Annotated in this window: 15 protein-coding genes and 1 pseudogene; 14 read left to right on the forward strand and 2 right to left on the reverse strand. The window is 59.8% G+C overall.

The genetic code is table 11. The annotated features are described in order from the left end of the window. The first annotated feature begins 107 nt into the window (after positions 1-107). From glpD to ACIOAU_RS16895, 8 genes are all read left to right on the forward strand, one after another. Positions 108-1,646, forward strand: coding sequence for a glycerol-3-phosphate dehydrogenase (gene glpD / locus ACIOAU_RS16860; protein WP_150570568.1), 1,539 nt, complete (start codon positions 108-110; stop codon positions 1,644-1,646). 390 nt (positions 1,647-2,036) lie between these two features. Beyond that, positions 2,037-2,951 (forward strand): glutamate/aspartate ABC transporter substrate-binding protein, encoded by a 915-nt coding sequence (locus tag ACIOAU_RS16865; protein ID WP_101321852.1) that lies wholly within the window; start codon positions 2,037-2,039, stop codon positions 2,949-2,951. Between the two features lie 97 nt (positions 2,952-3,048). Then, the gene (locus tag ACIOAU_RS16870; RefSeq protein ID WP_101321853.1) at positions 3,049-3,795 is read left to right on the forward strand and encodes an amino acid ABC transporter permease; all 747 of its coding nucleotides are present in this window, start codon (positions 3,049-3,051) and stop codon (positions 3,793-3,795) included. Continuing rightward, positions 3,795-4,466 (forward strand): amino acid ABC transporter permease, encoded by a 672-nt coding sequence (locus ACIOAU_RS16875; protein WP_101321854.1) that lies wholly within the window; start codon positions 3,795-3,797, stop codon positions 4,464-4,466. The genes ACIOAU_RS16870 and ACIOAU_RS16875 overlap by 1 nt, the downstream gene beginning before the upstream one ends. After that, entirely contained in the window at positions 4,463-5,197 is a 735-nt protein-coding gene (locus tag ACIOAU_RS16880; RefSeq protein ID WP_101321855.1) for an amino acid ABC transporter ATP-binding protein, read from the forward strand. The genes ACIOAU_RS16875 and ACIOAU_RS16880 overlap by 4 nt, the downstream gene beginning before the upstream one ends. A 68-nt stretch (positions 5,198-5,265) precedes the next feature. Continuing rightward, positions 5,266-7,170 (forward strand): ATP-binding protein, encoded by a 1,905-nt coding sequence (locus ACIOAU_RS16885; RefSeq protein WP_188036566.1) that lies wholly within the window; start codon positions 5,266-5,268, stop codon positions 7,168-7,170. Positions 7,171-7,183: 13 nt separating this feature from the next. Further along, the gene (locus tag ACIOAU_RS16890; RefSeq protein ID WP_101321857.1) at positions 7,184-8,512 is read left to right on the forward strand and encodes a sigma-54 dependent transcriptional regulator; all 1,329 of its coding nucleotides are present in this window, start codon (positions 7,184-7,186) and stop codon (positions 8,510-8,512) included. A 33-nt stretch (positions 8,513-8,545) separates the two neighbouring features. Further along, a complete protein-coding gene (locus ACIOAU_RS16895) occupies positions 8,546-8,872 on the forward strand; it encodes a GlpM family protein (RefSeq protein ID WP_178080841.1) in 327 nt (108 codons plus the stop codon). A gap of 13 nt (positions 8,873-8,885) precedes the next feature. Here the strand turns inward: ACIOAU_RS16895 and ACIOAU_RS16900 are convergent, their stop codons facing one another. After that, complete coding sequence (locus ACIOAU_RS16900; protein WP_150570569.1) at positions 8,886-9,884, reverse strand: alpha/beta fold hydrolase; 999 nt, start codon at positions 9,882-9,884, stop codon at positions 8,886-8,888. 207 nt (positions 9,885-10,091) lie between these two features. Here ACIOAU_RS16900 and metR point away from each other — a divergent pair, with 207 nt between their 5' ends. After that, positions 10,092-11,009, forward strand: a complete 918-nt coding sequence (gene metR, locus ACIOAU_RS16905) for a transcriptional regulator MetR (RefSeq protein ID WP_101321860.1) — start codon at positions 10,092-10,094, stop codon at positions 11,007-11,009. On the opposite strand, the gene ACIOAU_RS16910 is transcribed toward metR, so the two are convergent. Continuing rightward, on the reverse strand, positions 10,993-11,406 hold the full coding sequence (locus tag ACIOAU_RS16910) for an NUDIX domain-containing protein (RefSeq protein WP_188036567.1): 414 nt from the start codon (positions 11,404-11,406) through the stop codon (positions 10,993-10,995). The two genes, metR and ACIOAU_RS16910, sit on opposite strands and share 17 nt — an antisense overlap. A gap of 122 nt (positions 11,407-11,528) precedes the next feature. On the opposite strand from ACIOAU_RS16910, the gene ACIOAU_RS16915 reads away from it, so the two are divergent. The 5 genes and pseudogenes from ACIOAU_RS16915 to gmtX all read left to right on the forward strand — a co-directional run bounded on the left by ACIOAU_RS16915 (position 11,529) and on the right by gmtX (position 22,747). Further along, complete coding sequence (locus ACIOAU_RS16915) at positions 11,529-15,809, forward strand: DEAD/DEAH box helicase (RefSeq protein WP_401183433.1); 4,281 nt, start codon at positions 11,529-11,531, stop codon at positions 15,807-15,809. Between the two features lie 87 nt (positions 15,810-15,896). Beyond that, a pseudogene (locus ACIOAU_RS16920) lies at positions 15,897-17,147 on the forward strand (FMN-binding glutamate synthase family protein); the annotation flags it as partial. 188 nt (positions 17,148-17,335) lie between these two features. Continuing rightward, positions 17,336-18,742, forward strand: coding sequence for a hypothetical protein (locus tag ACIOAU_RS16925; protein ID WP_401183435.1), 1,407 nt, complete (start codon positions 17,336-17,338; stop codon positions 18,740-18,742). Then, positions 18,739-22,068, forward strand: coding sequence for a VPA1269 family protein (locus ACIOAU_RS16930; RefSeq protein ID WP_401183438.1), 3,330 nt, complete (start codon positions 18,739-18,741; stop codon positions 22,066-22,068). Before ACIOAU_RS16925 ends, ACIOAU_RS16930 begins: the two co-directional genes overlap by 4 nt. Continuing rightward, positions 22,061-22,747 carry a gamma-mobile-trio protein GmtX gene (gmtX, locus tag ACIOAU_RS16935; protein WP_401183440.1) on the forward strand — a complete coding sequence of 229 codons (687 nt, stop codon included), beginning with the start codon at positions 22,061-22,063 and terminating at the stop codon, positions 22,745-22,747. The genes ACIOAU_RS16930 and gmtX overlap by 8 nt, the downstream gene beginning before the upstream one ends. The last annotated feature ends 37 nt before the right edge of the window (positions 22,748-22,784 follow it).

The raw sequence follows: 22,784 nt of genomic DNA on the forward strand, positions 1-22,784 counted from the left end.
GTTTTCTATGAAGACTCGCTGGCGAATGCTTGCTTGTTGCGCTAGTATTTTCGCAAACGAACATCGATGTTCATTTTCGATGGTAGCAGCCTCAGGAGGCCTTGCCCGTGTCCCAGCCCGTTTCCTCCCAGCCCGTCCCTGCCGATTGCTACGATGTTGCCGTGATTGGCGGCGGTATCAATGGTGTGGGCATTGCCGCTGACGCTGCCGGGCGCGGCCTCAAGGTGTTTCTTTGTGAAAAGGACGACCTGGCGCAACACACCTCCTCGGCCAGCAGCAAGCTGATCCACGGCGGCCTGCGTTACCTCGAGCACTACGAATTCCGCCTGGTCCGCGAAGCACTGGCCGAGCGTGAAGTGCTCCTGGCGAAAGCACCGCATATCGTCAAACCGATGCGTTTCGTGTTGCCCCATCGGCCGCACCTGCGCCCGGCGTGGATGATCCGCGCCGGTCTGTTCCTCTATGATCACCTCGGCAAACGCAAGCGCCTGGGCGCCTCGCGCAGCCTGCGCTTTGGCCCGAACAGCCCATTGCAGGCTTCGATCAGCCGCGGTTTCGAATATGCCGACTGCGCCGTCGACGATGCGCGCCTGGTAGTGGTCAATGCGATGGCCGCCCGCGAACATGGCGCGCAGATCGCGACCCGTACCCGTTGCCTGCGGGCCGAACGCGTCGACGGTATCTGGCAGGTGCTGTTGCAGCATGCCGATGGCAGCCAACAGACCATCCACACCCGGGCGCTGGTCAATGCGGCCGGCCCATGGGTCGCCAGCTTTATCAAGGATGACCTAAAGCTCGATGCGCCGTATGGCATCCGCTTGATCCAAGGCAGCCATATCATCGTGCCACGCATGTACGAAGGCGAGCATGCCTACATTCTGCAGAACGAAGACCAGCGCATCGTCTTTGCAATTCCGTATCTGGAGCGCTTCACCCTGATCGGCACAACTGACCGGGAGTGGAGCGGCGACCCGTCCCAGGTCAGTATCAGTGAGGCAGAGACCGATTACCTGCTGAATGTGGTCAACCAGCATTTCAAACAGCAGCTCGGCCGCGCCGATATCCTGCACACCTATTCCGGTGTGCGGCCATTGTGCAACGATGAGTCCGACAACCCTTCAGCGGTCACCCGCGACTACACCCTGGCCCTGTCTGCCGACCACGGCCAGGCACCGCTGCTGTCGGTGTTTGGTGGCAAGCTCACCACCTACCGCAAGCTGGCCGAATCCGCCATGGCCGAACTGAAACCGTTCTTTAGCCAGATGGGCTCCAGCTGGACCGCGTCGGCGACATTGCCGGGCGGCGAGAACATGACAACAGTGCAAGCACTGGTCGACGCGCTCCGAGTCCGCCACCCGTGGCTGGCGGTAGATATCGCCAGGCGCTGGGCAGTGACCTATGGCGACCGTGTCTGGCGCCTGCTCGAAGCCGTACATGGCCCGGAAGATCTCGGCAAGGCGATCGGCGGCGGGTTGTTCGGCTGCGAAATTGATTACCTGCGCGCACAAGAGTGGGCCGTCAGTGCCGACGACATCCTCTGGCGGCGCACCAAGTTGGGCCTGTTCATCAACGCCGTCGAACAGCAAGCATTGGTGAATTACCTGCAGCAGGCCAGGCCGACCTCGGGCCAATCAGACGCCGCCTGAGTCGGCAGGCACCTGCGGCCGGGTAGCCACTCCTCAAAGTGGCTGCCCGCTGTATCCACGCCTGTTGCCCTTACCCCTCGTATGCACGCTCCTGTGCACTGATCTGCTCCAGTCTGCGCTCTCATCCCACCAGGATTCTCAATATCCGCTCCATTCGGATTTCCGAACAGCCTCGCCTCACTCATTCGGTAACCCGTCGGTAGCCTCGGGAAAATCTCGCATCACAAAAGATTAATACCCAGGCTTTTCGGGACGTTATGATCAATTACAGGGCTTGGCACGAGTCATGCTCTACACTTGGTAGCCGAATGCACTGCTTTTGCAGTATTCGTGGAACGAAGAGTCCGCCAACGGCTCCATAAAAAAAACAAACATGTCGAGGAAAATTTGATGCGTATCGTTCGTCAATTGCTGGGCGCCGCCATCGCGGCTGCTGTTATCGCTTCGCCGGCCATGGCTGCAGAGCTGACCGGCACCCTGAAGAAGATCAATGACTCGGGCACCATCACCCTGGGCCACCGCGACGGTTCCATTCCGTTTTCCTACATTGCCGATGCCTCGGGCAAACCGGTCGGCTACTCTCACGACATTCAACTGGCCATCGTCGAGCACCTGAAAAAAGAGCTCAACAAGCCGGACCTGAAAGCTAGGTACAACCTGGTTACTTCCCAGACCCGTATCCCGCTGGTGCAGAACGGCACCGTCGATGTCGAGTGTGGCTCGACCACCAACAACGTCGAGCGCCAGCAGCAGGTCGACTTCTCGGTAGGCATCTTCGAGGTGGGCACCCGTCTGCTGTCGAAGAAAGATTCCTCCTATAAGGATTTCGCTGACCTGAAAGGCAAGAACGTGGTGACCACCGCGGGTACCACTTCCGAACGCATCCTCAAGGCAATGAACGCCGACAAGCAGATGGGCATGAACGTGATTTCCGCGAAGGATCACGGCGAAGCCTTCCAGATGCTCGAATCCGGCCGTGCAGTCGCCTTCATGATGGATGACGCGCTGCTCGCCGGTGAAATGGCCAAGGCCAAGAATCCAAACCTCTGGGCCGTGACCGGCACCCCGCAATCCTACGAAATCTACGGCTGCATGGTGCGCAAGGGTGATGCACCGTTCAAGAAAGCCGTCGATGATGCGATCGTTGCGCTGTACAAGTCGGGCGAGATCAACAAGATCTACGACAAATGGTTCACCCAGCCAGTCCCACCAAAAGGCCTGAACCTGAACTTCCCGATGAGCGATGAGCTGAAAGAGCTGATTGCCAATCCTACCGATAAAGCGGCAGACGAAAAGAAGTCCTGACCCGCAGCTAGTTAGTGTCTAACCTTTCATCCGAGGGCGCTCGCGCCCTTGGATGTTCGAAGGTGCCCGTGAAACAACGATCCGAGGGGAAATCCCGATGAATTACAACTGGGACTGGGGCGTGTTCTTCAAGTCCACTGGCGTCGGCAGCGAAACTTACCTGGACTGGTACATCACCGGCCTGGGCTGGACCATCGCCATTGCCATCTGCGCCTGGATCATTGCCTTGCTGCTGGGCTCGCTGCTCGGCGTCATGCGCACCGTACCGAACAGGCTGGTATCAGGGATCGCTACCGCCTACGTCGAATTGTTCCGCAACGTGCCGCTGCTGGTGCAGCTGTTCATCTGGTACTTCCTGATCCCTGACCTGTTGCCCGAAGGCTTGCAGGAATGGTTCAAGCAAGACCTCAACCCGACTACCTCGGCATTGATCAGTGTGATCATCTGCCTTGGCCTGTTCACCGCAGCGCGAGTCTGCGAACAGGTGCGTACCGGTATCCAGGCACTGCCACGCGGGCAGGAATCTGCCGCTCGGGCAATGGGCTTCAGCCTGGCCCAGATCTATCGCAACGTACTGCTGCCGCAAGCGTACCGGATCATCATTCCGCCGCTTACCTCTGAATTTCTCAACGTCTTCAAGAACTCCTCGGTCGCCTCATTGATCGGCCTGATGGAGCTGTTGGCGCAAACCAAACAGACCGCTGAATTCTCGGCCAACCTGTTTGAGGCCTTCACCCTGGCCACCTTGATCTACTTCACCCTGAACATGGGCCTGATGCTGCTGATGCGCATGGTCGAGAAGAAAGTGGCCGTACCTGGCCTGATTTCCGTAGGAGGCAAGTGATGGAACTGGACTTCTCGGACATCATCCCCGCGCTGCCGGGCCTGTGGAACGGCATGCTGATGACCCTGCAACTGATGGTCATGGGTGTGGTCGGCGGTATTGCCTTGGGCACCGTGCTGGCCCTGATGCGGTTGTCATCGAGCAAGCTGATGGCAAATATTGCGGGCGCTTACGTCAACTACTTCCGCTCGATCCCGCTGCTGCTGGTGATCACCTGGTTCTACCTGGCAGTGCCGTTCGTGCTGCGCTGGATCACCGGCGAAGACACACCAATCGGTGCGTTCACCTCGTGCGTCGTGGCCTTCATGATGTTCGAAGCGGCATACTTCTGCGAAATCGTCCGCGCCGGTGTGCAGTCGATTGCCAAAGGCCAGATGGGCGCTGCCCAGGCGCTGGGCATGACCTATGGCCAGACCATGCGCCTGATCATCCTGCCGCAGGCGTTTCGCAAGATGACCCCACTGCTGCTGCAGCAGAGCATCATCCTGTTCCAGGACACTTCGCTGGTTTACACCGTGGGCCTGGTCGACTTCCTCAACTCGGCCCGTGCCAGTGGCGACATTGTCGGCCGCGCGAATGAATTCCTGCTCTTCGCCGGTCTCGTCTACTTCATTATCAGCTTCTCCGCTTCATGGCTGGTCAAGCGCCTGCAAAAAAGGATCACCGTATGATTTCCATCAAGAACGTCAACAAGTGGTACGGCGACTTCCAGGTGCTCACCGACTGCACCACCGATGTCAAAAAGGGCGAAGTGGTCGTGGTCTGCGGGCCTTCCGGCTCGGGCAAGTCGACCCTGATCAAGTGCGTCAATGCGCTGGAGCCGTTCCAGAAGGGTGACATCGTCGTCGATGGCACCTCGATCTCCGACCCGAAGACCAACTTGCCCAAGCTGCGCTCGCGAGTCGGCATGGTGTTCCAGCACTTCGAGCTGTTCCCGCACCTGACCATTACCGAGAACCTGACCATCGCGCAGATCAAGGTGCTTGGCCGCAGCAAGGAAGAAGCCACCAAGAAAGGCCTGGCCCTGCTTGAGCGCGTTGGCCTGTCAGCCCACGCCCACAAGCACCCTGGCCAGCTCTCCGGCGGTCAGCAGCAACGTGTGGCGATTGCCCGCGCCCTGTCGATGGACCCGATCGTCATGCTGTTCGACGAACCAACCTCGGCACTTGACCCGGAAATGGTCAGCGAAGTGCTCGACGTAATGGTCCAGCTTGCCCACGAAGGCATGACCATGATGTGCGTGACCCACGAGATGGGCTTTGCTCGCAAAGTGGCCGATCGGGTTATCTTCATGGACAAGGGCAACATCGTCGAAGACTGCACCAAAGACGAATTCTTCGGTGATCAGACCGCCCGCGACCAGCGCACTCAGCACTTCCTCAGTAAAATTCTGCAACACTAAGCCGGCCGCAGCGCCCCTGGTTCGGTCCGATCCGGGCTGGGGGTGCTGGTCGTGACAAGGCCACTGTGATGAAATGCGACCCCTCGCTCCTGCGCCCTGCCCTGCCTGCCGTGAAATCCCGTCTGATCCGCCAACTGCTGTTACCACCTCTGATCATCCTGCTGATGGTCGGCCTGGGCCTGATCGGCTACGTACTCAGTGACAACAGCGGTATTCGTATCCTCAGCGAAAACGGCGAACGGCAACTCGAGCTGCACGCGCGCACAGTCGAGAGTGAAATCAGCAAGTACACCTATCTGCCGAGCCTGCTTGAGCTGGAAGACAGCGTATCGCAACTGCTCAGCGAGCCTGAGGGCGGTGCGCGGCAGAGCGTCAACGAATACCTTGAAGGGCTCAACCGTCGTAGCCGCAGCCGGGCCATCTTCGTCCTCGATACCAGTGGCCGAGTCCAGGCGACCAGCAACTGGCGCGACGCTGATTCATTTCTGGGTGAAGACCTGTCTTTCCGTGCCTATTTCCAGGACGCGGTGCGGGGCGAGCCTGGGCGCTTCTACGGCATCGGCAGCACCACCGGCGAAGCCGGCTACTACCTGGCTCACGGCCTGGAAGAGCACGGCAAGATCATCGGCGTGGCCGTGATCAAGGTCCGCCTGGACACCCTCGAAGAGCGCTGGCAGCGTGCCCGCCTCGAGGCTTTTGTCAGTGATGAAAACGGCATCATCATCCTTTCCAGCGACCCCGCGAGGCGGCTCAAGGCAGTCCGTGCACTGAGTCCGCAGACTAAAGAACGCCTGGCGCGCAGCCTGCAATACTACTGGTGGCCACTGAACGAGCTGGAGCCGCTGGCCCGCGAAACCCTCGCCGATGGCGTCGAGAAACTGACCTTCCCGGCCAATAGCGAAACCGCCCAGGGCAAACTGCACGAGGTCACCTACCTGGCGCAGACCCGTCGCCTGGCTGATACGCCGTGGCACTTCACCCTGCTCACGCCACTGCAGGACCTGCGCCGCGAGTCGATGATCCAGGGCGTGCTGGTCGCGGTGGCCTTCGCCTTGCTGACCATCCTTGGCATTGCCTGGAACGAACGGCGCAAGGTCATCGCCACGCGCCTGGCCGCACGTGAGGCGCTGGAAGAAGCCAACAGCCACCTTGAACGCAAGATTGCCGAGCGCACGGCGGACCTGCGCGCCAGCAACGAACGCCTCAAGGGCCAGATTCGCGAGCGCCGGCATGCCGAACAGACCCTGCGCCAGGCGCAGGACGAGCTGGTCCAGGCCGGCAAGCTGGCGGCCATCGGGCAGATGTCGACCAGCATCGCCCACGAACTCAACCAACCGCTGGCAGCGCTGCGCACGCTGTCGGGCAATACCGTGCGTTTCCTTGAGCGCGGCGCACTGGAAACTGCCAGTGCCAACCTGCAGACCATCAACGGCCTGATCGACCGCATGGGGCGGATCACCGCCAGCCTGCGCTCGTTCGCCCGCCGCGCCGATGACGGTGGCCAGGCTTCGCTGGCACAGGCCGTGGAGGCCAGCCTGCAGGTCTTGGCCAACCGGATTGCCGGCAGCCATGTGCAGCTGCACAATCTGTACGAGGATCAGTTGCTGGCCATCGATCAGACCCGCCTCGAGCAGATTCTGGTCAACCTCATCGGCAACGCGCTGGACGCCATGGCCAGCCAGCCGCAGCCGCAGCTGTGGCTGGAAGGTGAACTCCAGGCCGACAAATACCGGTTGCTGGTGCGCGACAATGGTCACGGTATCGATGACGATACGCGCAAGCACCTGTTCGAGCCGTTTTTCACGACCAAACCGGGCGAACACGGCCTGGGCCTGGGCCTGACCTTGTCGGCAAGCCTCGCAGCTGCCGCCAAAGGTTCACTCAGCGTCGAGCACCCCGTCAGCGGCGGTACGGCGTTCGTCCTCGCCCTGCCGCTGGTCAACGCCCCCACACAACCGCCACAGCAGCCATGAGCGAAGGGTCCCCATGAACCAAGCACCCTTGACCGTCCTGATCGTCGAAGATGACCCGCATGTACTGCTCGGCTGCCAGCAGGCGCTGGCTCTGGAAGACATCGCCTGCGAAGGCGTGGGCAGCGCCGAGCTTGCCCTGGAGCGCATCGGCGACGACTTCGCCGGCATCGTGGTCAGCGACATTCGCCTGCCCGGCATCGATGGCCTGGAGCTGCTGAGCCGGCTCAAGGCCCGTGACCGCGGCCTGCCGGTGGTGCTGATCACCGGCCACGGCGACATCGACATGGCTGTCGGCGCAATGCGCAACGGCGCCTACGACTTCATGGAGAAACCGTTCTCGCCCGAGCGTCTGGTCGAAGTGGTACGCAGGGCCCTGGAACAACGCGGCCTCGCCCGCGAGGTGGTGTCATTGCGCCGCCAGTTGGCAAGCCAGAGTACGCTGGAGGGCCGCATCATCGGCCGCTCGCCGGCCATGCAGGAGCTGCGCGAACTCATCGCCAATGTCGCCGATACCTCGGCCAATGTGTTGATCGAAGGTGAGACCGGCACCGGCAAGGAACTGGTCGCCCGCTGCCTGCACGACTTCAGCCGGCGCCAGGCGCAACCGTTCGTCGCGCTCAACTGCGGCGGGTTGCCGGAGAACCTCTTCGAAAGTGAAATTTTCGGCCACGAGGCCAATGCCTTCACCGGTGCTGGCAAGCGCCGCATTGGCAAGATCGAGCATGCCAACGGCGGTACGTTGTTCCTCGACGAAGTCGAGAGCATGCCGATCAACCTGCAGATCAAGCTGCTGCGCGTGCTGCAGGAGCGGACCCTGGAGCGGCTGGGCTCGAACCAGAGCATTGCAGTGGATTGCCGCCTGATTGCCGCGACCAAGTCTGATCTGAATGCGTTAGGCCAGAGCGGCCAGTTCCGCAGCGACCTGTATTACCGGCTCAATGTGGTTACCCTTGAGCTGCCGCCGCTGCGCGAACGACGTGAGGATATCCTGCAGTTGTTCGAGCACTTTCTACAGCAATCGGCGCTGCGCTTTGACCGCGAAACACCTGAGCTGGACAGCCACACCCTGTCGCGGTTGATGTCCCACGACTGGCCAGGCAACGTTCGCGAGCTGCGCAACGTCGCCGAACGCTATGCGCTTGGCTTGCCGGCATTCAAGAAAACCGCCAGCGGCGGCGCCAGCCAGGGCCTGGGTTTTGCCGAAGCGGTGGAGGCATTCGAGCGCAACCTGCTCAGTGATGCGCTGCAACGCAGCGGCGGCAACTTGAGCCAGGCCAGCCTGGAGCTGGGCATGGCCAAGACCACGCTGTTTGACAAGGTGAAAAAATACGGCCTCGGCTGACCTCAATCGCTACGGGAAAATTCTGTGGACCTGATATTGAAAGCGGCACTCGGCGCGGGTGTGGTGATTCTTCTGGCAATCCTGTCAAAGACCCGCAATTACTACATTGCCGGGCTGGTGCCGCTGTTTCCGACCTTCGCCCTGATCGCTCACTACATTGTCGGCAAGGGCCGCTCGATTGAGGACCTGAAAACCACCATCGTGTTCGGCATGTGGTCGATCATCCCCTACTTCGTCTATCTGCTGACGCTGTATGTGCTGGTCGAGCGCATGCGCCTGGAGGCATCGCTGGCGCTGGCCACGCTGGCCTGGCTGATCGCCGCGACCTTGCTGGTGACCGTATGGGTGCGCCTGCACTGAGCACTCCCCGTTATTACAGTGTGGCGAGGTGAGAGGGTTTCTCACGCTGGGCTTTCAGGTATGGCAAGACCGCCCCCAGCAGAGGCGCCTTGAACGGCGCTTGAAAACGATGCGCAAGCCCCGGAATCAAGCGCAACTGGCTGCCCTGGATATGCGCCGCCAGGTGCACTCCGTGCATCACCGGTAGCAGCGGGTCTGCGGTACCGTGCACCACCAACGTCGGCACGCGCAGCTGATTGAGCAGCTCGACTCGGCTCGGCTCAGCCAGAATCGCCAGAATCTGGCGCTTGGCGCCTTGCGGATTGAATGCCCGATCATAGGCCTGCGCCGCCTGTTGAATCAGCTCCTGGCGCTCATCCTGCACCTGCGGGCTGCCCAATGCGGCGAGCATGTCAGCCTGCTGCTCAATGGCCACAGCACGGCTCGGAGCACTGCGCCGCGCCAGCAACTGCAGCAACGCTGCGCTGGGTTGCGGTAGGCCGGCGGCGCCGGAGCTGGACATCACCAGGGTCAGGCTGCGCACCCGCTGCGGCTGCATGGCGGCCATATGCTGGGCAATCATGCCGCCCATGCTCACCCCCAGTACATGAAACTGCTCGATGTGCAGTGCGTCCATCAGTTGCACGCCATCCTCGGCCATATCGGTCAAGCTGTAAGGCGCCGATACGCTCAGACCAAGTTTGTAGCGCAGCGCCTCGAACGTCAGGTTGGCCGAGGCCGGCGCTGTATTCCAGCGGGTCAGACCAACGTCGCGATTATCGTAGCGGATCACCCGAAAGCCCTGTCGGCACAGGGCTTCCACGACATCGTCGGGCCAGTGGATCAGTTGACCGCCCAGCCCCATGACGAGCAACAGCGCAGGATCTGACGGCGCGCCGACGCTTTGATAGACCATGCTCAGCGCCCCCAGGTCAGCGCGCTGCAGTGCCACACTGGCATCGCAGCGCGCCATGGCAATGGTGCTCGGCGCAGCGCCCCATAGCATCAACACAAACAATAAAAAACGCATCAAGCAACACCAGCACGCAAAGCCCCATTAGTCCGCCAGTCTGATCAACTTGATTGAAAAGCGCTGCCACACTTGCGTGACAATTTGATGAACCCTGCCAGGCGGCCACTCAGGCAACATTAAGACCGCCTGGGCCACACCTGCAGATCGACAAACCGCGCCAACATGAGCCAAACTCACGCACTATCGCGTTTAGCTCCGGAGTTGGTCGTGCTTGAAATTCGTCACCTGAAAACCCTTCATGCACTGCGCGAATCAGACAGCCTGGTCGAGGCCGCCGAGCGCTTGCACCTGACCCAGTCGGCACTTTCGCATCAGTTCAAGGAACTTGAAGAGCGCCTGGGCATGCCGCTGTTCGCGCGCAAGACCAAGCCGATTCGCTTTACCAGCGCTGGCCTGCGCCTGCTGCAACTGGCGGACGCCACCCTGCCCTTGCTGCGCGGTGCCGAACGCGACATCGCGCGGCTGGCCGGTGGTACTGCAGGGCGCCTGCACATGGCGATCGAATGCCACAGCTGCTTCCAATGGTTGATGCCGACCATCGACCAGTTCCGCGATGCCTGGCCGGAAGTCGAACTGGACCTGGCCTCTGGCTTTGCCTTTGCCCCGCTGCCGGCGTTGGCCCGTGGCGATCTCGACCTGGTGGTGACCTCCGACCCGCTCGACCTGGCCGGGATCACTTACGTGCCGCTGTTCACCTACGAGGCAATGCTGGCGGTAGCCAACCAGCATGCGCTGGCGAGCAAGCCGTACATCGTGCCGCAGGATCTGGTCGACCAGACCCTGATCACCTACCCGGTGGAACGTGACCGTCTCGACATCTTTACCCGCTTTCTCGAACCCGCCGACATCGAGCCCGCCGCCATCCGCACCTCGGAGCTGACGGTGATGATGATGCAGCTGGTGGCCAGCGGTCGTGGCGTCTGCGGCATGCCGCACTGGGCCCTGCACGAATACAGCTCGCGCGGCTATGTGAAGGGCAAGCGCTTGGGCGAAAAGGGACTGTTTGCCACGCTCTACGCCGGGGTGCGCACCGACATGCTCGATGCGCCGTACATGCGTGACTTCCTGCTAACCGCCAAGGACACCTCGTTCGCCACCCTTGATGGGGTCAGCGCGGTGCGTTGAGCAACCGGCGGTACAGCGGCAGAATCAGGTCGCGGGTCAGCGGCGCCAGCAGTGGTGCCGACGGTTGCTCGGCGGTCATCCACAGCACTTCTTCGATCTCCGCTGCGGGCGCTACGGTGGTGGCACAGTCGACGCGAAACAGCTCGCACTGAACCTCGAAGCCCGGTTCGTTCGCCGCCGGCGCGCTGAACTGGCCCAGGTACTCGGCCGCAGCGACATCGATGCGCAGGCCGAGCTCTTCTTCCAGCTCACGGCCCAATGCTGCCAGCGGCGTCTCCCCTGCATCGATCTTGCCGCCTGGCTGCATGAACGCCTGAGTGCCGCGCTTGCGCACCAGCAGCGTGCGCCCTTGCGGGTCGATGAGCAGAGCGGCGGCGATGCGGATGATGTTCGGCATGGATAACTCGGGGCAGGATTAAGCCGGCGAGGATAGCCGATCCAACCTCCCCGCGTATCAAGCAAACGCCGCTAGACGAACGGCCCCTTGCCAAGTGCGCGTTCGAGCGCCATAACCAGAACATGAACCTGCCTACCTCGCAGCACCCTGCCCTCGCGCTGTTTCATCCCGCCGTCAGCAGCTGGTTCCGCCAGCGCTTCGCCACGGTTACCGACGCCCAGGCCCGCGCCTGGCCGCTGATTCATGCCGGCCAATCGGTACTGCTGACAGCGCCGACCGGCTCGGGCAAGACCCTCAGCGCCTTTTTGGCGGTACTCGACGAGCTGTTCCGCGAGGGTCTGGCCAATGACGGTCAATTGGCTGAGCAGACTCAGGTCATCTACGTGTCGCCACTCAAGGCACTGTCCAACGACATCCGCCTGAATCTGCAGGCGCCGCTCGAAGGCATCAGCCAGGTGATTCAGGCGCAGGGGCTACAGGCGCCGCAGATCACCACCGCGGTACGCACCGGCGACACCCCGCAAAAAGAGCGCGCAGCGATGCGCCGGCGCGCGCCGCATATTCTGGTGACCACGCCTGAATCGCTTTATGTGCTGCTCGGCTCGGCGTCCGGGCGCGCAGGTCTGGACAGCGTGCACACGGTCATCGTCGACGAGATCCACGCCGTGGCCGGCAACAAGCGCGGCTGCCATCTGGCGCTGACGCTGGAGCGCCTGCAAGCCCTGACCGGCAAGCCATTACGCCGCATCGGCTTATCAGCTACACAGCGCCCGGTCGAACGCGTGGCGCAGTTTCTGGTCGGCCAGCAGCGGCCCTGCGCCATCGTCGATGTCGGCCACGCGCGCCAGCGCGACCTGGCCATAGAGATGCCGCCGGTGCCGCTCGGCGCGGTGATGTCCAGTGATGCCTGGAACCTGGTCTACGACCGCCTGGCCGAGCTGGCCCGCGCCCACCGCACGACTCTGGTGTTCGTCAATACGCGCCGACTGGCCGAGCGCCTGACTCGCCACCTTGGCGAGCGGCTTGGCCAGCAGGTGGTTGCCGCGCACCACGGCAGCCTGGCCAAGGAGCACCGCCTGCTGGCCGAGCAGCGCCTGAAGGCTGGCGAGCTGCAGGTGTTGGTCGCCACCGCATCGCTGGAACTGGGCATCGATATCGGCGAGGTCGAGCTGGTCTGCCAGATCGCGTCGCCGGGTTCGATCGCGGCGTTCATCCAGCGCGTTGGCCGCTCTGGCCACCAGGTCGACGGCACGCCCAAGGGGCGCCTGTTCGCCACCTCGCGCGACGACTTGATCGAATGCGTGGCGCTGCTGGAATGCGTGCGCCGCGGCGAACTGGATGAGTTGCACATACCCAAGGCACCGTTGGATGTGCTGGCTCAGCAGATCGTGGCCGAAGTCAGCAACCAGCCATGGTCGGAGCAGGCTCTGTTCGACTGTCTACGCAAGGCCACTCCCTTTGCCGCGCTCGAGTATGAACACTACCAGGCGCTGCTGCGCTTGCTTGCCGAGGGCTACAACGGCCGCCTCGGCGTGCGCGGTGCGTATGTTCACCGTGATGCGGTCAGCGGCATGTTGCGCGGCCGCCGCGGCAGCCAGCTGACGGCCTTGACCAGTGGCGGCACCATCCCCGAGAACGCCGACTACAGCGTGCTGCTCGAGCCCCAGGCGCTGAACATCGGCAGCGTCAACGAAGACTTCGCAGTCGAGAGCATCACCGGCGATATCTTCCAGCTCGGCAATGCCTCCTACCGCATCCTGCGGGTCGAGGCCGGCAAGGTGCGAGTAGAGGATGCGCGCGGGCTCCCGCCGACCATCCCGTTCTGGCTTGGTGAGGCGCCCGGGCGCAGCAATGAACTGTCGGCGGCAGTTGCACGCCTGCAAAGCCAACTCGATCAGCAGTTGCAAGCCAGCCAGGGTGCGTTTGAACCGGTCAGTCAGTGGCTGGCAACTACGTACCAGCTAGATGACGCCTGCGTCAGCCAACTGATCGATTACCTGGGGCGCACCTGGCAGGTGCTGGGCGCTTTACCGTCCCAGCAGACGCTGATCATGGAGCGTTTTTTCGATGAGTCCGGCGGTACTCAGCTGATCATCCACTCGCCCTACGGCAGCCGCATCAATCGCGCCTGGGGGCTGGCCCTGCGCAAGCGCTTTTGCCGCACTTTCAACTTCGAGCTACAGGCGGCGGCCAGTGAAGACGCGATCGTGCTGTCGCTGTCTGCTGGCCACAGCTTCGAGCTGGATGAAGTGTGGCGCTATCTCTCGAGCAACAGCGCCGAGGCGATCCTGATCCAGGCGGTGCTCGACGCGCCCCTGTTTGGCGTGCGCTGGCGCTGGATTGCCTCGGTCGCGCTGGCCCTGCCGCGCTTTGTCGGCGGGCGCAAGGTGGCCCCGCAAATCCAGCGTATGAAGAGCGAAGACCTGGTCGCAGCAGTATTCCCCGACCAACTGGCCTGCCTGGAAAACATCGCCGGCGAGCGGCAGATTCCTGAGCATCCGCTGGTTGCCCAGACCTTGCACGACTGCCTGCACGAAGCCTTGGACAGCGACGCCTGGCTGGCCCTGCTCAAACGCATGGAAGGCAGCCAGTTACGCCTGATCAGCCGCGACCTGCCGGCACCTTCGCCGCTGGCAGCGGCCATTCTCAATGCCCGGCCCTATGCGTTTCTGGACGATGCACCGCTGGAAGAGCGGCGTACCCAGGCGGTGCTCAACCGGCGCTGGAGCGAGGTCGACAGCGCCGATGATCTCGGCGCGCTGGATGCCGACGCCATCACCGCGGTGGCCCAGGAAGCATGGCCGCAACCGAGCAACAGCGACGAGATGCACGAGGCGCTGATGAGCCTGGGTTGCATCAGCCAGGCCGAGGCAGCGGCCAATCCGGGCTGGCTGGCGCTGCTGCAGCGGCTGGCCAAGAGCGGTCGCAGCAGCCGTCTGGACGGCCCCGAGCAGCCGCTGTGGGTGGCCCGTGAGCGCTTGAACCTGTTCAACGCGCTATACCCGCAGGCACTGTTCGAGCCGGCCGTGACCTTGTTACCGGGCTTCGATACACCGGTCGATGCCGACAGCGCCCTAGGCGAGCTGCTGCGCTCTCGCCTGAGCGGATGCGGCCCGCAAAGCCGTGAGCAGATAGCCGCATCACTGGGCCTGCCGCCGGCGCAGATCGAGCAGGCCCTGGCCGCCCTTGAACAACAAGGTGTGCTGTTGCGCGGCTATTTCAGCCCAGGCGCGCAGGCACTGCAGTGGTGTGAGCGGCATCTACTGGCGCGCATCCATCGCTACACGGTCAAGCGGCTGCGCCGGGAGATCGAACCGGTCAGCCTGCAGGACTACATGCGCTTCCTGTTCGACTGGCAACACCTGGCGCAGGATCAGCGTATGCGCGGCCGCGAGGCGCTCGGCGAAATACTCGGCCAACTGCAAGGGTTCCCCGGCGGCGCCGGTGCCTGGGAGGCCGACCTGCTGCCGGCGCGCATCAGCGATTACAGCCCGCAATGGCTGGATGATGCCTGCCGCAGCGGCCAATGGGCCTGGAGCAGGCTAGCGCCGACTGCGGCCAGCAGCACCTTGGCGAGTACGCCACTGGCACTGTTGCCACGCGAGCATCTGAGTCTATGGCGCAGCCTGACCAGCACACCTGAGGTCGCCAGCCTCGGGCCGCGGGCGCAGCGTGTGCATGCCGCACTGCAGGCGCAAGGGGCGTTGTTTTTCGAGGAGCTCTCACAGGAGGCGCATCTGCTGCCCAGCGAGCTGGAAACCGCATTGCAGGAATTGGTCGGGGCCGGCCTGGTCGGCGCCGACAGTTTCATCGGCTTGCGCTGCCTGATCACCCCCGCTGCCAAGCGCAAACCGCGTATCAGCCGGCGTGGTCGGCCAGCGTTGTTCAGCGACATGGCCCATGCCGGGCGCTGGGCACTGCTCCGGCGCACCAGCGACGAACCCGATCACGACCTGCGCCTCGAATACATTGCGCGGGCGCTGCTGCGCCGCTACGGGGTGATCTGCTGGCGTCTGCTGACGCGTGAATCGGACGCGCTGCCAAGCTGGCGTGAGCTACTGCGCTGCTACCAGCGCCTGGAGGCCCGCGGCGAAATCCGCGGCGGGCGGTTTATTGCCGGGCTGGCCGGCGAACAATTTGCCCTGCCGGACGCAGTCGGGCTGCTGCGCCAGGTCAGGCGCAGGCCGCTGGATGGCGAGCTGGTGCTGATCAGCGGCAGCGATCCACTGAATCTGCTTGGCACCCTGCTGCCAGGCGGAAAACTGCCGGCAGTGGCCGGTAATCGGCTGCTGTACAAGGACGGTGTGCCCGTGGCAACGCAGGTCGGCGGGCGCTATGTGGTTCTGCTCGAGGCAGCTGCCGAGGAGCAGGATGGCTGGCGGCAAAAGCTGCTGCGCGGCTGACTGCGCTGGCCATGTGCCGGGCGTTAGCGCTATGGTCGTGGTTTGCCCCAGGCCCTGAGCCTGACCGAGCCATCGCAAGGATTTCGTATGAGCCTGTCACTTCTCAGCCGCTATGCATTTTTCGCCGCATGCGTCCTCTTCACCCTCGCCAGCCTGCCGTTCATCCATCATGAATGGCTCTGGCCGCTCACCCTGACCAGCGCCGTACTGAGCCTGATCGGCGTGTTCGACCTGCTGCAAAAGCGCCACGCGGTGCGCCGCAACTACCCGATCCTGGGCAATATTCGCTACCTGGTCGAGGCCATTCGCCCGGAAATCCGCCAGTACCTGCTGGAATCCGACAGCGACGCCCTGCCGTTCTCCCGCGCGCAGCGCTCGCTGGTTTATGCGCGGGCCAAGAACGAGGCTTCGGACAAACCCTTCGGCACCCTGATCGACGTTTACCAGTCGGGCTTCGAGTTCATCGGCCATTCGATGCGCCCGGCGCCGCTGGCGGACCCTGCGAGCTTTCGGATCATCATCGGCGGCCCGCAGTGCACCCAGCCGTACTCGGCATCGATCTTCAACATCTCGGCGATGAGCTTTGGCTCGCTTAGCGCCAACGCGATTCGCGCACTCAACCAGGGCGCCAAGCTGGGCAACTTTGCCCATGACACCGGCGAGGGCAGCATCAGCCCGTATCACCGCGAACACGGCGGCGACCTGACCTGGGAGCTGGGCAGTGGCTACTTCGGTTGCCGCACCGCCGATGGCCGTTTCGACCCCGAGCGCTTTGCCGAGCAGGCGCGCAATCCGCAGGTGCGGATGATCGAGATCAAGATGAGCCAAGGCGCCAAGCCGGGCCATGGCGGGATCCTGCCCAAGCACAAGGTCACCGCCGAAATTGCCGAAACCCGCGGCATTCTGATGGGTGAAGACTGCATTTCACCGTCCCGTCACAGCGCCTTCTCGACGCCTATCGAGTTGATGCAGTTCATTGCCCAACTGCGCCAGTTGTCCGGCGGCAAGCCGGTTGGTTTCAAGTTCTGCCTGGGGCACCCGTGGGAATTCATGGGCATCGCCAAGGCCATGCTCGAGACCGGCATCCTGCCCGACTTCATCGTCGTCGACGGCAAGGAAGGCGGCACCGGCGCCGCGCCGGTGGAATTCACCGACCATATCGGCGTGCCCCTGCGTGAGGGGCTGCTGTTCGTGCACAACACCCTGGTCGGGCTGAACCTGCGGGACAAGATCAAGCTCGGCGCCAGCGGCAAGATCGTCAGCGCCTTCGACATCGCCAGCGTGCTGGCCATCGGTGCCGACTGGGCCAACTCGGCGCGTGGCTTCATGTTTGCCATCGTTATAACCCCTATACTAGACAAACTACTCACCCACCACGGCGAAGCCGCCGCCGCCTAAATTTTCCTCCCCACCCCAAAATCACTCCAAAACGATTTAGACAAGCGGCACTCGCTCCTTCTTGTGCTCCCCAAGTTTCTGCACTAAACGTTATGAACCTCCAACTGTTATACCTGTAGGTCAGGGCCATGATTCGTCGAACGCTGCACTCCATATGCGACGTACCGATGGAAAGCCTCATTCCAGGCAGCAGCATTCCTATGCTTTTCCTGGAGAATGGAGAGATCAGCCTTTACGCCCTTGCCTGGAGTCGCCACCAGAAAATTCGCCAAGAACTAGGACCTCAAGCCATCCAGAAGTCCATTGAAGCCGTTGGCAGGTTCTACGACTTCTACAAAATCAAAGAACAAAAACGAGAGTTTTCCCGAGATGAGTTCAAAGCACTTGTCGGACGGTTCATGGATGCTCGCCGCCACGGTGATTTCACATTGGGGTGGTCACCCGTTTCTAAGAAAACAGCATTCGATGATGTCCAAAGGATCTGTGACTTTTCAGAGTTCGTGGCCAGTGAACTCAACAACGTATCGGTCACCTACATTGAAAAAACGCTGATTAGTAATTTGAGCATTTCCGAGCAGCGAGGAATTCGGGCAGAACTTGTCCACCGTACTAAATGGGATAAGCTGGGCCACCTGTTCCCCGCAACCGACCTCGGTCGAGGGATCGTCACGAAAAATTCTCTGAGGCCTGCCACCAGAGGCGGCTCGACTGTTTTGAGGGATGAGATGTATTTCCCGCCGCAATGCGTGCTCCCTTTCATTAGGGCTGCGGCAAGTACACGGGATAAGCTGTTTTTCATCCTGATGTTTTTCGGCTCACTGCGAATTTCTGAGCCTTTGCACTTATTCTCGACAGATGTCATAACGCTGAGGGATTTCGATTCCAAAGTGATCATACAGCACCCCTTTGGCGGGCACTTTACTTGGCAAGACCCATTCCGAGGCGACCGGACTGGAACGCGCTCCGAGTTTCTCAACGAACGTTACAACTTGGGCCCCAGAAATAGGCTTGGTGTCAAAGACCCCCTGCATTCTGGCTGGAAAGGAGTAACCTTCGACAACAAGAAGCTTCAGACAGAAATCTACTGGCTGACACCTGAGATTGGCGGGTACTTTGCCAAGCTCCATAAAGTCTACATGCAAGAAATTAGGCGTCATGTTATCGACGAGCACCCCTACTATTTCGTCAACCAGAAGGACAGCGACGATTTCGGTAAGCCGTTAAAGCTATCAAACATCAACAAAGCCTTTTACAGGACTGCTGAAAAGATCGGCTTGCGCCCTTCTCAGCCGGGAGTAAACCCGCATGGTGCGAGGCACTTCTACGGCTATTTCTGTGCATCGTACCTTCGCCTGGACATAAAGGTAACGTGCAGGATGATGCACCATGCGAGCACCACCTCTACGGAAGTCTATTACACGCTGGATAAACGAATAGTCCACGAAGAACTGCGCAAAGCCCACGAAAAATTAAGGGCCGAACTCCCTTCCTTCTTCGCATCTCTGATTGCTGACGCAGAGAGGTTGGCCCTGTGAGTGTACTTCATTTCACGGATAATGCGTCAGGCAAAAAGATAAGCTATAACACTTCGCAATCAAACTGCGTGCTTATTCAAAATGTCACTATAGAGGAAATGAAAACCGCCATTCTTGAGTACGAGGCAATCAGGGCCTCTGAGTACTGGGATAAACTCATATTAAAATCGAAACACGGGGAATACATCGTCGGGCTGCAAGGAAAAGAGCGAAATGGAGGCTATAAATCCAGGATGCTGAGAAATGCGTTCTTGGAACGAGCAGTTTGCTCCGCAGAGAAAACCAGCACGAAACTATTGAATCTCAGGGCGTTGCCCATTGAAGAGCAAATCGCCATCTTCGAACGGCAAAGGCCAACGACTCGTAGCGAAATATGGGAAATTCTCCGTAACCCTAGGGAGGTTTTGGTTGAAGATTTTCTAACCATTCTTGAAACCTGTTCGACCACCGATAACTTTATCAGTATCCTAAATGATTTTATTGAGCAACCCGACAAACCCGTGCTGGCTAGCCAACGTTATGCCGAGCTGATGACCTATTTGTGGTCAAAGAATTGGCTTCTGCTCACATTCAACATTGCAATCATTTTTCACATGCAGTGGTCGACGTTGACAAACCCTATATATTGTGGCCCGAAGTATTCAATCATAGCAGCCCTGCATGCTATGAACGCAAACCGAGCAACGGACGCCACCTGGAGTTTTGTGTGCTCGTTCTTTTCCTGCACGAATACCGGAAGCGTTCTTGACTTATCAGCGGGCGCCATCAAAACATTTGAGGAGCAAACACTTGAGTTTCGCAAGAAAAAGAATCCTGACGCAGCTTTCAGGATAGCCTCGGAAGTCCGGAGGCATACAAACTGGCTGCTGACCTCTTATAACATTGACAACCCAGATAACCAGGTCGCCATAGAAGTTGCTAATCCTCTCCCAAAACCGGCGAATGAAGAGTTAAGGTTAAGAGCTGACTTTAGCTGGATTGCGATTACCCATCCGGCCCTGCAACTTTGGGGAGAGATGTTCAAACTGTATGTACAGTCTTTAAAAACGATGCGACTTAGCTCCACAGTTAATAAACTCAACAAACTGGCTGACTATATTGGCACGCTAGAAACTCCTCCCACTGCCCCATGGCTACTGGAGCGCCGCCTGCATATCTATGATGCCAAGCTCGTCAATCACAACACCTTCATCAGCAAATATGGTGGTATGAATGCCAAAAACTTCAACTCTCACTTATCCACTTATCGAAAATTCTTCAACTGGCTAAGAGATTATCTAACTGCCAGTGATATGCACATGGAAAGTCGGTTTCCAGAGCCTTTTCTGGAATCAGACAGTAAAAAATCCGTCGAGTCAGCGGGAGTAACCTACCGGAACGCCCTCCCAGCCTATGTCCTGAATGAAATCAAGGGAGGACTCATTGATGATGATTTCGCTTTCCCGAAGTCACTGAACCGTCCCATGGCGCTTCTAAGAGATAATCATACCGGCCAAGCGGTTAGAGTCTTTGATCCTTCTCGTGCCGTTTGTCTGTACACCCTTCTGGACATGCCGATTCGAAGCCACCAAGCTCGATGGCTGGACAGCGGAGACCTGGATGAATTCATCTATGATCCGGTGACAGGGACAATGATTCCTAACCCGTCTGCTGATGCAATCAAAGGTCGAAGAGAAGGCATGCTGAGGTTGCAGCATGATGCCTTGCGGGCAGATACGTGGCTGAGCCTTTGGGTGAACACCAATAAAACGGCGGCATATGACAGTCCTAAAATCGGCTACAGCATTCCCTACGTATCACCAAAGCTGTTGGAATTGTTGAGTGCGCATACGACCTGGCAGAGAAGATATCTCCCTCCGATGAAAGCGCCATTGTCTTACGTGGCATTCCAGCAAGACGTCAAAGCTCACGAGCTACCGCCTGACATCAAGGGCCCAACGGTTGTTCCGTTGTTTCGCGACTCATTCACCCGGCAGTCCGACGCGCCAATTAAATATGCGCGCCTGTGCTCCTTTTACATCAAGGCGCTTGAAGAAGGCCAACGGCGTGTAGAGGCCAAGTACGGCCAAAAGATCAAGCTTGTGACGTACGACAGCGAGGGCAAGCCGAAATGGCTGATTGACCTCCACTCACTCAGGGTCAGTGGCATTACCAATCTCATCGAGGCGGGGGTACCTATCGAGGTGGTTCAGCAGTTCGTGGCTGGCCATCAAGTCCTCATCATGACCCTGCATTACTTGAAATACTCACCCGAAAAGTTACGCCAGTTTATAGCATCAGCGCACCAGAGGATGATGGATGATCAGGACTTCGTAGGATCCGAAATGTTCATCGAGTCCCTCAGTCAAATGGCGCCGTTTCTGCTGGGTCAAGAAGGCCCTGGTGCGGGAGCAGGCCATGATGCGTTGGCTGTGTGCGACGGCATTGTGACAGTTCTCTACGATGGTATCTGCCCAGGCACGAGCTGTAGCAATGGTGGGGCGCTGGAGGTGGCAGCGCAGGGTAAATACGGCCCAGTCCCAGGTGGGCGTCGCTGCGGCCTCTGCCGGTTTTGGCTCACCGGCCCAGCGCACCTTTTGGGCCAAATCACTGCAGTGAACAACCTTGCCTACACCATTCGAAAGAAAGGCCAAGAGGTAGCGATTCTCAACAACACGAAAATTGATGCCGAAGAGTCAGGCAACAAGCTGGAAGCTCGAACCATTGCACATCGAATCGAGCTGCTGAATCGTGAGCTCGAAATTGACATCAACGAATGGGTCGCACGGTACAAATATGCGGAGGAGTCAATCCGCCTTATGGATGATTACCTGGCGGCCAAAGCCAACATCATCGCAACCGATTCTGATATTCGTGTGCCGATGTTGACCCCGAGCTCCAACCTTGAACTGAAAATCACCCTGGAGCAGGCCCATGAATTTGCTTTGCTGGATCAAATCACCCAGCTCAGCTCTTTCAACACGAGCTTTGAGAACCGCGAAGCTGAGCTTGAAAAAAATGACATTCTGTCGCGGATGATGGTAGCGAACGGCATCACACCCTTCCTGCTTTCGCTGAATAAAGAACAGGCTCATGAGGCGGCGAATCTGCTGTCGGCGCTTCTGCTTCAGCAAGTCAAATCACAGGAGCTGCAAAGCGTTTTGGACGGAGCCATTCCCCTGACGACGTTCCCCAGTTTGTCCGAAGCTATTTCGGTTCTTGAGCAACAAGTGACGTCGAACCAGATGCTGACCAAGGGCAGTGTCTCACGCCTGGCGACCCTCCTAGGGAAGAAATCCAATGACCTGCCAAACGACGATGTTTTTGTGGGTGGCTTGAATGGTTAGTCCAGACCCACTACAGCAGGCGTACCAGGAGCTGCTGAGCGCTTCATCGAACCCTCGGCAACGTGAGTCGCTTGAGCGAATCAACAAAGCATGCGACTTCCTTGAAGAGCAAGGGCTTCGCATCACGCCATCGGCTGTGGAGCGGTATTGTGTGGAACGGGACTGGGGAGGCCCCAAAGCGCAATCCATAAGAAACTCTCAAGCCTTGAGCAAATACCTCAAGCTGCGAGAGTCGAAGCAGACGGTCAACCTTGATCGCAGGGCTAAGAAGTCTCACCCTTTGATCGCTGACCAAACCTTGCGAGCCTACGTGCAGTTGCTTCAAGAAGAGCGTGACCAAGCAAAAGCGGCCCGCTCCAGAATCGAAGCCGGCTTGAGGACACTACCTGGTGTTCCGATAGACGATTTGATCCGGCTGGGTTTCGGCGGGCAGCCGCTTCTTCGAAATGAGCAATCTACCGCCAAACTGAATAGCGTCGCGATCGAAGCAATCCAACTTTTGCTAACAGAGACCCGACTGGGTGAGTGCGGTCTTCAGCTCTACAAAGACCGCCTGCGTCAATCGCTAACCGGCAACATATTGCTAGAAAAAAAACATGTCGAGGCTCTCAGAAAGCTCGTCGACGGTAGTCCTGCAGGCGAAGCGGGTGTGGATCTCGCCGCCCTGCCATCGCCATGAAATTCAGCATGTGCCCATATGCGTTTTCAGCGCTTAC

It is taken from the genome of Pseudomonas sp. NPDC088322 (assembly GCF_044740745.1).
Classification (GTDB): domain Bacteria; phylum Pseudomonadota; class Gammaproteobacteria; order Pseudomonadales; family Pseudomonadaceae; genus Aquipseudomonas; species Aquipseudomonas shirazensis.